Consider the following 15,544-nt stretch of genomic DNA (forward strand, 5'->3'; position numbering starts at 1 on the left):
TAGATATAGAATAAACTAATTAATCTTAAAGTAAATCTTGTCATTATCTTTTATCACAATTATTATTTATTTCTAATTAATCCTTTTATTCATGTTTGATTATTGCATAATTATACATATTGAAAAGTAAAGGATCCAATAATATCAATATACAGAAGAGAAGATTAAAGTTAATATCATTATTAGGATCAGGTTTATCCTTATATGAAATAGCAAATAAATTAAATTGTTCTATTGATACAATATACAAAGATAAGGAATATATCAGTAAAGAAGGATTAAACCAGTTAAGGGATTTAGGCAATACAGAATTATGTTTCTACTTCTCGACTATAATAAATGACTTGAATAATGTTAAATTATTTTTATGGAGTATTTTAAAAACGGATAAGGGTAAGAACGGGACACAAAGTGATATAACAACAAAAGATAAGATTTATGCATCAAAAACAATAATCGATTTAGACAATTCATTAAGGGAAACTTACAAGGATTCAATTGCATCAATCTTAATTGATGATTATAAGAAGAGATTAGAACACTTAGAATCTATATTATCACTAGAGAATACTAACGATATAACAGAAGATAATAAACCTATTAATTATATGACTTTAAACTTACCAAAACTAAAAGAACAAAACAACAAAGTAGAACCTTAATAGTAATATCGATAATGGAATGTAATACGATTAAGGTATAATGTAGTATTGTAAGTATTGATTAATAATATTATTAATGCATTGATTGATTAGTTAACATCATAAAGGTTAATTGATGTTTATATGTGGTATAAGGGTATTGATAGATAAGATTGTTTGAGCAGCAACTTTTTACTTTTTGAATTCCAAATATTTTTTTTGTTTCCAATTTTAATATCAAAAAAAATATTATTTCTTTCTTTTGTTACTAATCAAAGAACTAATCTTTAAATAAATTCTCCGGTGTTTTTGTTACCAATACCAAGTAATGGTAAAATGCAGCACCACTCTGTATATGGACAGGTATTTTTACTGAGGTTTCTTTGTGTTACTACTTAGAGAGATATGTATGTATAAGAGTTAGTAGCCCATCTTCCCTACTTGGTGAGTCTGGATGTAGGATTTGTTTCAAAGACATTGGAAGATGGTGGTATTTTAGGAAGAGGTAGTATTTAGGTATTAAGATAGTATGGTATCAGGGGTAGTATGGTGATAGAGTCCCTTACTACCCCTAGCACTAAAGGTATCCTATCTTAACCTAAACTCTCTATAATACTACCACAGAAGGGACATTTGTTTTTACTGTAATCAAGGTTAAACCTTTTACATGATTTACAAAAGTAGTATCTTGTTTTCAATTCATTTAGCACACTCCAAGTGATACACACCTATCTTCTTCTCTTTACCATTCTTATCATAAATGAATCTAACAGTATATGCTTGCATTGATTTGATTTCTTTTTTACACTTCTTGCATCTACTCATCTATGATTCTATACGCTCCTTTGAAATCACAATTAAAACATTTGAGTAAATCGAATTTGCTTCCTTGAATAATTACCTGTAGTGTATCACATTCACAATTAGGACATTTCATTTCTTAATCTGATATCCTGCATGGTCCCATGCCCATAAATGATCTTTCATGTTCTTCTCCCATACACATGTCCATCCACATTGCACACAGGTTAACTTCCTTCTATTCAATTCTTTATCCATTTTCTTTTCTTAGCACTTATAAACAATAGGGATAACTGAGAATAGAATATGGTTAGAGTAAGACCAAAGAAAGGTAAGAAGTTGAGAAAGGGTTTTGGATGGTTGCCTGATGTTCCAGATGCAAGAGACTATACATTCAAACCAAAGTTCGTTAAACCTGTCAGTAGCGTAGACCTGAGAGATAAATGTCCACCTGTAGAAGATCAGGGTAATCTCGGATCCTGCACTGCAAACGCTTTGATATCTGCTTTAGAATTCTTAGAACTAAAACACGGAGAACCCTTAGTAGACTATTCAAGATTATTTCTGTATTATAATGAAAGAGTATATATCAATACTGTCAACGAAGATAGTGGAGCAATCATCAGAGACGGAATCAAGTCCCTTAACAGAAAGGGAGTATGTCCTGAGTCTATGTGGCAATATCAAATTGGGAAATTTGCTGACAAACCGACCAAAGAATGCTACAACGAAGCAAGGTTGCACAAGACAATTTCATATCAAAGAATAAACACATTTGCTCAGATGAGAGCATGTCTTGCTGAAGGTCATCCGTTCACGTTTGGATTTGCTGTCTATGAATCATTCTGGGATGCAAATGAATCTGGTGTAGTTCCTATGCCTAACTTTGACACTGAAAGTGTCATAGGGGGACATGCAGTTCTCTGCGTTGGTTACGACAATGCAACTCAAAGATTTCTGTGTATGAATTCTTGGGGGACTAACTGGGGAAATCAAGGATTCTTTACAATGCCATACGAATACATGAAGAATAAAAACCTAGCAGACGACTTCTGGGTTATAAGATTCTGACCGGAGTATCCTTGTGACTTTTGACATAACACACAAAGCATATAGCAACAATATTTGGTCTGTGACCGCATAACCATAGAGACTGCCATTCCCTTTTACAATCACCGCATATCCCTTTGTATATAGACTTGGGAAATGAATCTGCTTTAGTCTTAACACTGAACTGTTTCATTCACTCACTGGACCTCACAATCTTCTTTGGTTCTACTTTCTCATATCCTAATGCTCTGAGAACATATGTGATTTGTTCAATTGTTCTTTCAAATGGTGGATCGCAATTGAACTGTGTTATCCTCAGACCATCTTCATATACCATGACAAACCTGTCATAAACAGCATATTCTTTTTTCATTTCTTTTCATCCTCTTTCCAATAATGTTTCTTGCAGTAAGAGCATTCACATATCAGCATTCCCATGAAAATCATTTACTTATCTCCAATCCTCTTGAAACTTTCTCGTATATGCTTTCTCCAATTTCTTATATCTCCACTGTTCCTTTATGGTCATAAAGAATGCCCAAGGCATTATCACAACAAGAAGTATCAAAGCAATAATCGAAATACCAATTTCACCTAGAATGCTTTTTACAGTCATTTCTTTGCTTCCGATTCCTTATCTATAGTCTCAAACTGATATGTCTTACCCATATGTATAACCAAGTCCTTGAATTGAACATCTGTCAGGTATATACGATATGATAGCAGAGTCTCTCTTTCTGTTATCTGAATATAATACATCTTCTCATTCTGATTATAACCTGTCCTTATCTTCATTCGTTTAAGGTCTCCTTCAGCAGCAATATCGTATTTTATTTCCATCCGAGTTGAATCACCTCTAGTGATTGCTTCTTCTGCTGGAAGATACTTCTTCTCCTTTCTCCATAACATCTTTAGTTGTATTAAAAATCTGGATTAACTTAAACTTGTATGCCGATAGCAGCAACGGATATTAAATATAGATATTCAGGTGGGTCCAGTAATTCAGACCCAAATGCATGTTTAGGTGGGGTCATGTCTACAACTACAGAAATAACCACAAATACGAGTCATAACGCCTTTGATATAGTGAGCGGTGCAGAATCGCTTGCGGGTGACACAGAATATCGTGGATTTTACTGCCTCAATAATCATGGATCACTTACTGCTGAGAATACTCATCTCTACATTTCCAGTAATACATCATCATCAAGCACATCACTTGAGATTGCACTTGCCGGTGAAGGATTAAATGCAACCATAGAAACGATTGCTAATGAAAATACTGCACCTTCGGGAGAAACATTCAGTTCACCATCAACCTACGCAGCAGGTCTCGATATGGGTAATATACCCAACGGACAGAGATTTGGATTCTGGTTGAAGAGAATTGTAACAGCAGGAGCAGGAGCAATGACAGATGATACTTGCACAATTAACATTGACTGTGACACAGCAGCGTGATATGAAGTGTGGAATTTTTTCTCACTCAGGACCCTTCCCTCATAATCATATATGAGAAAGACAATATCGTAATCTATTTCAATACGTGGTCCGATGAGTCATGGTTAATCTACGGTGAATGTAATTTCTGCGGTGCTTGTATACAGGGAGCAGTCAGTCCAGACTTACGCAAACGTTATGAAAGATTAGACATCCCAGTGAGACCGGAGATATCAACAAAGACTAAAGAATGTGTTCTTAGGGGTGAATATCTTTAGCAACCAAACTCTATTTCAGAAGAGGAACTCATTATGCCTATGGTGGGACTCTACCTTCTGATGAACAATCCAGTCTTACCAAAGATGCCAATGACTACGGAGATGCCGGAACTGTCAACAGAACATTAAGCACATTCATAAGCAAAGTAGCACAAACATCACTGGCAAACACAACTACAAACGATACCAACCCTCATAATTACTACTGTTCAAAGTTTGTTTCTAATCAGTTAAACCAGACATCAGTTGCAGCAAATACATGGACCTATGAATTTGGTGCAAGTGAGTCTAATGCTAATTCTAATTTTCCAGTTTCAGGAACAAGTCAACCTGTCCGTATCTGCTGTTATGTCTGGAAACCTAGCAATGGGACAAAGTATGGCAATATCCTAGACGGAAATTCTGCATCAGATTTTGAGGAAGCAGGAACGAGTCAAGGTATTATTAACGGAACCTTTTCTGGTTCAGCAGTATCATCACTCACCGCAGGAGATGCGGTAATCGTCTTTGAGGTTTGGTTTGTCCAGACTCAAGCAATGGCAACAGCATATACAAATACATTTTTCTACGATGGGACAACGGAAGGAAGTTCATCAAACGTTGCATCATTCATCTCAACCCCAGAAAACCTTTCATTTCTTTCTGATATCACATCAAACAGAATTCTCAAATGGGATATTAAAGGAAGAATAGAATCAAGTCGAATCCTCAAATGGAACATCAAAGAAAGGATTCAATCTAATCGAATTCTAAAGTGGAATATTAATGAGCGTATTGCATCAAACAGGATATTAAAGTGGGATATAGCAGCATCCCTTACAAGAATAGAAACATCCCGTATATTGAAATGGAATATCGTAGAGAGAATACAGTCTAATCGTATCTTAAAATGGAATATTCAAGAACGCATACAGTCATCCCGCATCCTGAAGTGGAATATACAAGAGAGAATCCAATCTTCTCGTATCTTAAAGTGGGATATTAAAGAAAGAATACAATCATCAAGAATTCTCAAGTGGAACATCAATGAAAGAATAGCATCATCACGTATACTCAAATGGGATATCAAAGAGAGAATCCAGTCCAATCGTATCCTAAAGTGGGATATTCAATCATCATTAGAACGAATAACCACATCTCGTATTCTAAAGTGGAATATTACAGGTAGAGTTCAATCAAACCGTATACTGAAATGGAATATTCAAGAAAGGATTGCATCATCTAGGATACTCAAATGGAATATTCAAGAGAGAATCCAGTCATCACGTATTTTAAAATGGAATATAATTGAACGGATTCAATCAAATAGAATTCTAAAATGGAATATTATTGAAAGAATCCAATCTAATAGAATTCTGAAATGGAACATCAAGGAAAGGATTCAGTCTAATCGCATATTAAAATGGAACATCAATGAAAGAATCCAGTCATCACGCATTCTCAAATGGAACATTAAAGAAAGAATCCAGTCATCAAGAATACTCAAATGGGATATTCAAGCATCACTTACAAGAATAGAAACATCTAGAATTCTAAAATGGAACATCACAGGAAGAGTCCAGTCATCACGTATACTCAAATGGAATATCCTAAGTGAAGCAGTCCCAAAGGCAATCATAAAAGACGTAAGAGAAAAGTTTGCAACAAGATTCAGAAAGATTCCACCATTCGGATTCATGAGAGATTTGTATAATAGGAACTGGGGTGATAATTTAGAGTAATGTCATTCACTGCAAAACCAAGAGATTTTGCAAAACAGGTTGAAGATAAAGTATCTGAGATAGTAGATGTTCATCCATCAAAGGAAGTTCCTGATGCTGTCTATAAACGCATTAGTAGAGCGTAATAATCGTTAAATACTTTTATCGGTTAAAAATATCAAATGTCAGAGCATAAAAAAGAAGTAGCAAAACAAAATAAAATTGAAGAAGATATAGAAACTAAAGAAAAAGAAGAGGAGAAGAAAGAAGCAGAAGCAAAGAAAGCAGAAAAAGAAAAAGTAGCAGAAGAAATAAAGAAACTTGAAGAAGAAAAGAAATCAAAGGTAGCAAAAATAGAACAAGATAAACAAAAAGTCATTGCAGAGATAGACGAAAAAGAAGCAAAGATAACAGAGAAGCAAAGAGAGAAAGAAGGAAAAGAAACAAAACTATCATTAAATAAAGAATCAGAAGGATTCGGTAGCGAGGAACATATTGCTGATGTCAAGAAAAGACAAGAAGATCATGGAGAAGTCTCATTCGATGAGGAACAATTACTGAAACAAGCACCAACAGTATAGGTTTAATACCCCAACTTTTTTATCCTATGTTTTCTTTATCTAATTAATGCAGACAATGAGTCTTATCTTAATAGGATTGATGTTGACGTTGATGCTAGGTATTGTAGCAACATCTGTTCCAACGATGCTATATGCAGACAGTCCATTCAAAGACAACCCATCAGATGATGATAATGGGTCAGGAAATGATCCTAATGGACATGCACCGGGACAAACAAACAATCCAAATCCAAGTAAGTAGGTAATCTTCCCTCTTTTTTGTTTCTTATTTACTCAATTAAATCAGTTTAATCAATGCAGAAATTAGTATCAGCATCAATAATCGCAGTTATCGCAGCATCAATGATGCTCGCAGTATCATTGACTCCGATGACAGTAGAAGCAAAGAAACCAGTAGAGAAATGTAACAATGTAAAGATTCGTGTAAATGTTACAGGTGTAGAAGCAGGTCAGAAAGTAACAGCATCAGCAACTCTTGGAAATAAGACTGTGACTAAAACTCAAACAGTAGACGAGAACGAAACGAGTATCACTGTTCCCCTGAACTTCAAGAAACTGAATCCATGTCCAAAAGTAGGAGATGAATTTAGCGGTGATGTCAACGGAACTACATTCAATGGTGAAATAAAGTCACTGAAGAAACCAAACAAAGTTAACGTTTCTCTATCCTAATTTTTTTTCAATGATTATTTTATTAGTTGGTTATCACTCGTAGTTATTGATGACTGACAAAAAGAATCCTTGGGAAGATGATTCTGCGTTTAAGAACCTTTCTCGAAAAGAGGGACTGATGCTCAGTAAATTATCATGGCATTGTGCTAGCATGGAATGTGAAGCGTGTGATGGTAGAATCAGATATCATGTAAGGAGATTCAAGTATACAGAATGGGATGCTAGAACGGGTAAGACTGAGGACAAGTTTGAAGAGTTTGAATGGGATACCTCATTTCAATCTGTCCAACTGGAAGGTGGTGTTATCCAGAGCAGGGAAAACACACCTGAAGGGTCCAGATGCGAGTGTTTCTGTCACAGGACCAAGAAGATTTCAGGGGACCATCCAGTTGAGAGAAGGTCAATCGGAAAAATGGTAATAGAACCATATGTCCAGAGAGAAGGCAAAAAAGTTTCAGAGATGCTATCAGCAGAAGAAAAAGAGAAATTGAAGTGAGGACTGATCTACCAAAGTGTGTTTGTGGAAAACCTACAGAAATCTTGTATACAAAGGATGGGTATCGTTGTATGTGTAAGTGTCATGAGAAGGAAGGTTGCTGATAATTGGTAGGCAGGACATCAGAGAAACGTGAACTTAAATCTCTAGGGAAAGACTTCAAGCGGGTAGACGAACTTCTTCTCAAAAGACACCGCAAAGTTTTAGACAGAAAGTTAAACATGTTCACTGATACTATTGGTAATGTTGTCTACACTGACCCTCATCTATTCTATCAAAGTTTTGGATATCTGACTCATCCATTTACAAAACAAAAGGTTGAACACCTTGCACCTTACCAATACGAGTCATGGCGTGACATTATAGACTACAAATACAACATTTTCATCAAATCTAACAAGATTGGTCTGTCCACATTAGCATTAATGGCATTGTTTCAGAACTGTATGCTCAAAGACGGTGCAGGAAATGAGAAACTGGTCATAGCACAGACCTCTAAAATGGCAAAAGAGCATCTGTATACACTCCGTCAACTAATTTTGAGTTCTGAAACGTTCAAGAATACCATGATTATGAGACCCGGAAGGTATCTGCTAAGGGACGAAGCAACAAAAGTCACTGAATTGTTCATCCATAACCCATACAGACCTGAGAAACCTACAAGAGTTATCGCTTTAGGTGCTAGTGCTGCATCATCTGTATCATGGAAGAATGTTGATTTCATCCTAGTATCTGATATTACCAAGGCAAACATTGACTATACTGAGGTCATTGACGGTGCTTTCACACGTCTTGCAATGACTAGGGGTAAGTTTGTGATAGAGACCATCCCCCGTGGTCCTAGGGGGAAGGTCTACTCCCTATGGCAAGACTGTCTAGCAGGTAAAAACGACTTTAAACCACACAAATACCCAGTTGAAATGGCAATTCAAGCAGGTTTAATCTCTCAGGAGTTCATAGATGAGGAAAAAAGGAGACTTGGACCGTATTTCAACGAATATTATGGTGCAGAATTCATTTCAGTCGGTGGAAATGTCTTTTCAGAACAACAAATTGCTGATGCATTGGAAGCAGCAAGTGTTTTGAACCAGAAACCGCTCAATCAATCAGCAATATGGTCATTTCCAAAGTCAATGGGCATTGACCCTGCATTCGGAAGCGATTCAATGTTTGCTATTGTGGTCACTCAGATGAGAAATGGTATTATTGAAGTCATCTATGCAGAGGAATTCACTGGAATGGACCATGAAAAGATGTGCAATCTCTGTATTAACATCATGCACCGTTACAATATCACGAAATGCTATGTAGATATGCAGATGCAGTCTGTTTCTGATAAACTGAAACTGATGCAAAACGACTCTACTGATGAAAAAAACACAAAAAATGTTCCTTTTGACCAATTAAGACTCTCAGAATACAAAATAAATCCAATTTCATTCGGAAAATATGGAATGCAGATGATTCAACACGCTCAACGCATATTTTCAGAGAAATATATCGCAATTGATGAAAATCGGTTTGCAAATCTGGTTGCACAACTCAAAACTGCAACTCTGGTCAACCCCAGTGGTGAGAGACCGGAGTTAGACAAAGACACATACGGAACAATGGACCTCTTTGATGCATTCAGGTTGTCATTAGTCAATTATGGATTCAAAGCAGTGGAAGAATCATGAAAATCAATGTAATATCACCTACAAACAATCACAAAACACTCTGTCCACTGTGTATCATAAGACAGGAAGAATATTTTATGCATAAAGATGAACATGGCAACCTATACTGCAAAAACTGTGGATATATCGTTCCTCTACATCTAGATCCAATCACCGATTCAATATTAGAAGCAGGAAATCAGGTTGATACATCAATTCCATATGGAAAGACAGTCAAGTTCACAAAAAAGAGAACAGTGACTACTACAAATGATACATTTTCAAATCCTCTTGATGCATGGCAATCATAAATGTGATCACGGAACGCTTAATAACAAACTTTATTAATATCAAATCCTGTGGGCATAGAGACCGTCAAAAAGGCAGTTGACATTAACGAAAGCGAAACACAGGAACAGTTTTTATCAAGAGTTTCTGAAATTAATGGTCACATAGTCAGGATTTACAATGAATTAGAACACAGTGATAAATCATTACAGGAAATCGAAACGAGTCTGAAGGACCAGATAAACAGACTCGCTGAATATTATGAAGAATTGTATAGGAGAGGTTCATTTGTTGATGAAAAGACTCAGAGAAAGAAGAGTCTGAATGAAGTTTGCAGGACAATCTTAGGAGAGATGAGCAAGAGGGATTTTTCAACATGGACCAAAGACAGGGTTTGGCATTCATTAGATAACAAGTATAAACGTGCTTGGAGAAAACCAATCGTTGACGAGGATGGTAAACTGGTGTCCACCAGTTTACTAGAGATAGACAACGAAGTAGAGACACTTTTTGATGAACAGATGAATCATATCCGGTCATTTAACGGATTTGACTATAACGAATTACCAAAATCTTTAAGATTGATGGTTGCAGAGCACTTTTACAAAGCATACAGACGACATGAACGAGAATGGCAAAAACATGGCATAACTGTAGTCAAACATGAAGATGGACTCAATATTCCAGACCCATTTGAGGGAATTATCAGGATTGAAGAAGGTGAACCGTATGAAGGTGAACTCTATGATTCGATAGTATCTCATAAAAAGACAGTAAGTGCATTTGCCAAGAAGATTAAGACTGGAATCAAGGACAAAGACGGAAATCGTATAATAACCTTGGAGCAGGAACATGAATACGCAATGGGAGTGAGGTCATTAGATGGATATTTCTTACCAAGTAAAAATTACAAGTGGAAGAGGGACCTTGTAAGATGGGCAGGTCTCCTATTGAAGAAATTTGAACTAAAATCCAAATCGGGTGCAGAAAAATTCTCAAGAGAACCTGTGAGCAGGAATTTCTATGATTTCAAGACAATGTTCAAAGAAGATCCAGAACGGGGAATCACAAGAGAAGAGATTGCAAAAATGCAAAGACGTGTATGCATATTCTTCTTACAATTCATCAAACATCATCCCGGTCTGTTGGCATTAGCAGATATTTTTGTTAATGTTTCAGAAGAAAAACGAGCAGCACATTCAATAAAGATGAATGCAAAATTAAGTGATAGAGCATAGATGAGCACTCATTACGGACTTGATGATTTAGGATCAGTAGCACCTAAAATACTAGAAAAATTAGATAAATCTCCCACATGGATAAAAAAGGTATACAAGGTAAGGGTCTCAAAAGGTGGAAGGGATTCTCTTTATCCATATATCCGATTTCCACTTGAACTTGCAGACAAATACTCTTTGAATCAGGAATGTATTGTTGAAGTTATTGATAGACAAGATTTAGGTGGAATTTTAATAAAAAAATCTAGTTGATTATCAAATCCATATACAATTAGTTATCTACATACATGGGTCAATTAGCAGAATTTCTACACGGTGCATCTAATGATTATCATCTTATATCAAGAGGACAATCAGTAGAACAAGAAGAGAAAGCACATGCAGTATCAAGAAGATTTGCAGAGAATTTTCAATTAAAGTCTAAATACGCTTACTGGAATGTAAATTCTAATAACGTATCTGACAAGTATAGGAACTATCTAGCAGAGTCAGCAAAGGGTATATCGAATTTAGCATATGATACTGAATTTGTATCAAAGGAAATTTTAGCAACTAAATTCAAACCCATATACGGTCCAGAGTTTAAGAAATTGCTCTGGGATGCATACATTAATGATTACATTCTAGGTGAAGCAACAAACATTCGCTCTTGGTCAGCATTTGCTAACCAGACTCAGATATCATTGATGCCAATGTCAAACAAGGTCTATGAATCAGAAGAAGATTTGACAAAGGACCTTGATTCAACAGGATACAATGAAAATGAGAGAAATAAAATAGTCAAATTCATAGAAACTGTCACAAGAAACATTGGTCTTGAATGGTATCAACAAGATTTAGCAAGACAAGCAATGGTAGGTGGAGTTGGTGCATTATTCCTTGAAACTTTCATAGAAGATACAAAGATAAATGATATAGACATTCCAAAAGGAACTCCTGCACTGATTAAACCTCTTCACTGGTCATTTCTGGACCAAGTAAAGGTTGACACTGCAACATGGGGATTTGAATCAGTAAGATACACTGATTTTGAGAATTCATATTCTAATGATGGACCGGTATACATTCCTGCAAGAAATCTGCTCTATGTTACACGAAATGACAATCATGTAACTCCAAATAATCTGTATTATGGAATATCAGACTATCATTCTATTCTAAAGTTATCCAATATCATAAGACAAGCAGAGGAAATTGATTTTCCAGAAATAGTAACATCATTCTGGTGTCAACCCGGTATCCTGAAATTCAAAAACATGAATACGAATGAGATGGATAAATTCATGGCATCAATTGGACCCGGACTGATAAGAGGATTCAATTCACAGGTAGATTTTGAATCAGTCAACATCAAGCATGATGGATGGTTCCTCATAACGCTACTTCAAACAGTCATATCTCATATGCTGATGAAAATGAGAATACCTGAATTCATGTTCTCATTTGGTGGTAAATCTACTTCAAGAAGTGATGTGGAAATCCAGATGAACGCTTATGATAAACTCGTATTATCAAGTGATAGATGGTGGATGGGACATCATCTCAGCACACAACTGTATGATTATCTATTATCACTAGCAACAAAGGAACCTGACCCAACAAGACAGAAGTTCAGAGTGGTCCAGAACTACATGCCTTGGTCCTTTGAGGATATACTTGCCAAGGCAAACTCACTTGAGTTGCTTGTAAGACGATACTTCATTACATTGCAGGAAGGTAGACAATTCCTTGGAATGAAACCATATAACAAGGAGATTTCCAAGAGGGTCAATCCAATCGGACAACTAACTGATATTCCACCAATAGATAAAATCAAATTTGAACAGCAACAGGAATTGCAGAAGCAAAAGATGGACCAACAGCAAAAGACAATGGACCAATTCGCTAGCAAGAATCCACTTCCAGAAGGTCAGAAAGGATTCCAACCCCCAACTGAAAGATCGAATGCTTCAACAATAGGAACATCCGGTGCAGGACGTGGCAACACGAAATGAGTTGGAAAGATACTAACATTACAAATCCCGGCACTTCAATCAAGTATGGTGCTGACGATATGGAGATGGTCAGCAGACTCTTCAACGGTGTTACTACCGGTGTTGCTGCTGTCACAATCAAATCCACTAACAAGTGGGGTTTCTGGGATGCAATTCTATACTTTAGAAATCAAGCAGATACAAAGAATATCACAATACGTGGACCAACTAATAGTCCTTCAACTGATATTGATTTAACACTTCCACCATCAACTGCAAACGATACTCTAGCATCAATAGGACTAGCACAGACATTTGCACAGAAGCAGACATTCACAAGCGGTGCTGTATTTACGCAGATGTCATCACCTGCAAATCCCGGTTCTTCAAAACATCACCTCTTTGTTGCAAGCAACGGACATCTTATGAAAAGAGATAATGCAGGTTTAGAGACTGATTACAATGCATTAGTTGCCGGATTTGTTGACATGAAAGATGCAACAATTGCAGCAAGAGACTTAATTCGTGTGTTTAAAGTCAGCACAACATACTACGCAGTTAACACAACCGGAGCAGTGATATCATCAGGAACAAATCCTGCAACAGTGATTCAAGCAGCATTGGACATAAGTCCACCCATTGAGGTATTCATTAATGCAGAAGGTTCAACAGGATGGGATTTCCAAGCAGGATTCACAGGACTTGATTGCAAATCATACAATACAATCCATCTTTCAGGAACATCAAATCTCAATGTTCCATCAGGATATACCGGTGCTATGTTCAAAATAGCAGGTGTGAGGACTAATATCACAATATATTCTGATGGTGGATATGTAAATGAAGTAGCAACTGTATCTAGAAACTGGATTGCTGTTCAGATAGGTGCGGGAGATTCTAGTGATAATATTGATAATATCAACATAAGAGGACTTGTCACATTCACATCCGGTGATGTAGTCAAGATAAATCAAGGTTCAACGGGAACGATAGAATCAATATTGTTAGACGGTCTATCAACTGATGATACTAGACGATTTATCACATGGAATGTAAGTGATGCAACAAAAGTCAAAGATGTTACAGTTCAGAATTGTAGACCACTGCTAGATGGTGGCAGTGTAACAGATTGCTTTAAGGATGTAAAGGGAACAAGAACTCTATTCATTGCAAACACACTGTATGGCGTTCAAGGTTCATGTAATGAAACGAACATTGCATCCGGTGCAGTTAACACAATGATATTTGGTGGAAATCACACAGGTGTAACAGGAGCATTCACTGACTTAGGAACTGATACTTACATCAGTGATGTAACTCATACGGAATTCAAATTAAGAGGAACTCCTGTAAGTGCTACAATTTCAGCAGACCAGAACAACTGGTCCCCAACCGGATGGAATGAAAAACAAAATACAATTAGAGTAACAGCATCAGGTGCAGCAAGAACAATAACAGGTCTAGTTCCCGGTGCAAATCCAAAGAATAGAATTGTAAGACTGCTGAACGTAGGAACATTTGATGTAGTATTATCATCTGAGAATGCATCTTCAACTGCTGCTAACAGATTCAAATTCCAGACAAACATCACCATGATGGCAAATCAGTCAACAACTCTATTCTACGATTCAACTGATTCTCGTTGGAGAGCACTGTCTGATGCAATGGCAGGACATGCAATGACCACTATGGCAAACACATTCCTAGAACCCATAACAATAAAGAAAGATGCATCAGACCTACTTTTCCTATACAGACCTAACAGCACAACAAACATCAATCAAGACCTTGATTTTGATTTTAATGATTCTGTAGGAACTCAGGTAACATACTGTGACCTCAGAGCAACAGTCCTTGATGGGACTGATGGAAGCGAAGATGGAAGATTCCAAATAAACATAGTCAATGCAGGGACAAAAGTCAGAACTCATCTATTCGAGAACACCGGTGAACTTGCAATGCTCAATAACACTTCAACTGTTGGAGCAAATACAATACTAACTTTTCAAGCATTAGACAGTGGTGCTGCTGTTCAAAATTATGCACAAATTAGATCAGAAATTTTAGATAATACAGCAGCATCCGAAGATGGGAAACTTTTATTCTATCTGACAAGAGCAGGTGCAACCACAGCAGTGATGGAGTTACAAGATTCAATAATTCTCAGAGCAGCAGCAGGACAGGATGAGATTATCGAGATGTATAACCCAATCAACACAGTAGGTGAATCAGCAGGAATGAATTGGGGATTAAAGGATTCTGCTAATGCTGACCATGTATATGGTAACATATATTGTGCAATAGTTACAAACACCGCAGGTGCTACAGATTCACGTTGGAGTTTCTGGTTAAAGAAAGCAGGAACAGGACGTAATGTTTTCAAAATTGACCAAAATGGTGCTATTGAGATGTTCAATGGTGCTAATTCTGTAGGAACAAATACTGAACTATCTTTTCAAGCATTAAGTTCAACAAATAATACAAGAACATATGCAAGAATCAGAAGTGAGATAATAACAAATACAAATGCTGCTGAAGATGGAAAACTTGAATTTCTCTGCATAGATGGTGGAACTCTTACAGAGAATATGATACTCTATGATGATGGGACACTAGAACTTCTTAGAGGTCCACTATCAGTAATAAGAAGTGGTTCTAATGTCCTTTTAGGAGTATACAGAACTAATAATACAGTAGGCAATCAAGCAGGTATGGAGTTCTTTCTACA

General features: G+C 36.5%; 13 protein-coding genes. 12 read left to right on the forward strand and 1 reads right to left on the reverse strand.

Going from position 1 to position 15,544, the window contains the following annotated elements; all coding sequences use genetic code 11:
• Window positions 1-119: 119 nt before the first annotated feature.
• The gene (locus VJ369_RS12940; RefSeq protein WP_324092484.1) at window positions 120-662 is read left to right on the forward strand and encodes a hypothetical protein; all 543 of its coding nucleotides are present in this window, start codon (window positions 120-122) and stop codon (window positions 660-662) included.
• A 1,086-nt stretch (window positions 663-1,748) separates the two neighbouring features.
• Complete coding sequence (locus tag VJ369_RS12945) at window positions 1,749-2,513, forward strand: C1 family peptidase (RefSeq protein WP_324092485.1); 765 nt, start codon at window positions 1,749-1,751, stop codon at window positions 2,511-2,513.
• 172 nt (window positions 2,514-2,685) lie between these two features.
• On the opposite strand, the gene VJ369_RS12950 is transcribed toward VJ369_RS12945, so the two are convergent.
• On the reverse strand, window positions 2,686-2,865 hold the full coding sequence (locus VJ369_RS12950) for a hypothetical protein (protein ID WP_324092486.1): 180 nt from the start codon (window positions 2,863-2,865) through the stop codon (window positions 2,686-2,688).
• Window positions 2,866-3,524: 659 nt separating this feature from the next.
• Between VJ369_RS12950 and VJ369_RS12955 the strand changes: the two genes are divergently transcribed.
• The 10 genes from VJ369_RS12955 to VJ369_RS13000 all read left to right on the forward strand — a co-directional run.
• Window positions 3,525-3,953 carry a hypothetical protein gene (locus VJ369_RS12955; RefSeq protein ID WP_324092487.1) on the forward strand — a complete coding sequence of 143 codons (429 nt, stop codon included), beginning with the start codon at window positions 3,525-3,527 and terminating at the stop codon, window positions 3,951-3,953.
• 793 nt (window positions 3,954-4,746) lie between these two features.
• Window positions 4,747-5,931: a hypothetical protein gene (locus VJ369_RS12960; protein WP_324092488.1), complete on the forward strand. Its 1,185-nt coding sequence runs from the start codon at window positions 4,747-4,749 to the stop codon at window positions 5,929-5,931.
• 161 nt (window positions 5,932-6,092) lie between these two features.
• Entirely contained in the window at window positions 6,093-6,491 is a 399-nt protein-coding gene (locus tag VJ369_RS12965; RefSeq protein ID WP_324092489.1) for a hypothetical protein, read from the forward strand.
• Window positions 6,492-6,785: 294 nt separating this feature from the next.
• Window positions 6,786-7,163, forward strand: coding sequence for a hypothetical protein (locus VJ369_RS12970; protein ID WP_324092490.1), 378 nt, complete (start codon window positions 6,786-6,788; stop codon window positions 7,161-7,163).
• A gap of 49 nt (window positions 7,164-7,212) precedes the next feature.
• The gene (locus VJ369_RS12975) at window positions 7,213-7,659 is read left to right on the forward strand and encodes a hypothetical protein (protein ID WP_324092491.1); all 447 of its coding nucleotides are present in this window, start codon (window positions 7,213-7,215) and stop codon (window positions 7,657-7,659) included.
• A 221-nt stretch (window positions 7,660-7,880) separates the two neighbouring features.
• Window positions 7,881-9,338, forward strand: a complete 1,458-nt coding sequence (locus VJ369_RS12980; RefSeq protein WP_324092492.1) for a hypothetical protein — start codon at window positions 7,881-7,883, stop codon at window positions 9,336-9,338.
• Between the two features lie 338 nt (window positions 9,339-9,676).
• The gene (locus tag VJ369_RS12985; protein ID WP_324092493.1) at window positions 9,677-10,843 is read left to right on the forward strand and encodes a hypothetical protein; all 1,167 of its coding nucleotides are present in this window, start codon (window positions 9,677-9,679) and stop codon (window positions 10,841-10,843) included.
• Window positions 10,844-11,095, forward strand: a complete 252-nt coding sequence (locus VJ369_RS12990; RefSeq protein ID WP_324092494.1) for a hypothetical protein — start codon at window positions 10,844-10,846, stop codon at window positions 11,093-11,095. It begins immediately after the preceding gene.
• A gap of 35 nt (window positions 11,096-11,130) precedes the next feature.
• Window positions 11,131-12,837 (forward strand): hypothetical protein, encoded by a 1,707-nt coding sequence (locus VJ369_RS12995; RefSeq protein ID WP_324092495.1) that lies wholly within the window; start codon window positions 11,131-11,133, stop codon window positions 12,835-12,837.
• Window positions 12,834-15,544: hypothetical protein (locus VJ369_RS13000; RefSeq protein WP_324092496.1), on the forward strand; the 2,711-nt coding region annotated here is incomplete at its 3' end. The genes VJ369_RS12995 and VJ369_RS13000, both read left to right, overlap by 4 nt.

It is taken from the genome of Glutamicibacter sp. (genome assembly GCF_035257265.1).
In the GTDB taxonomy this organism is placed as follows: domain Bacteria; phylum Actinomycetota; class Actinomycetes; order Actinomycetales; family Micrococcaceae; genus Glutamicibacter.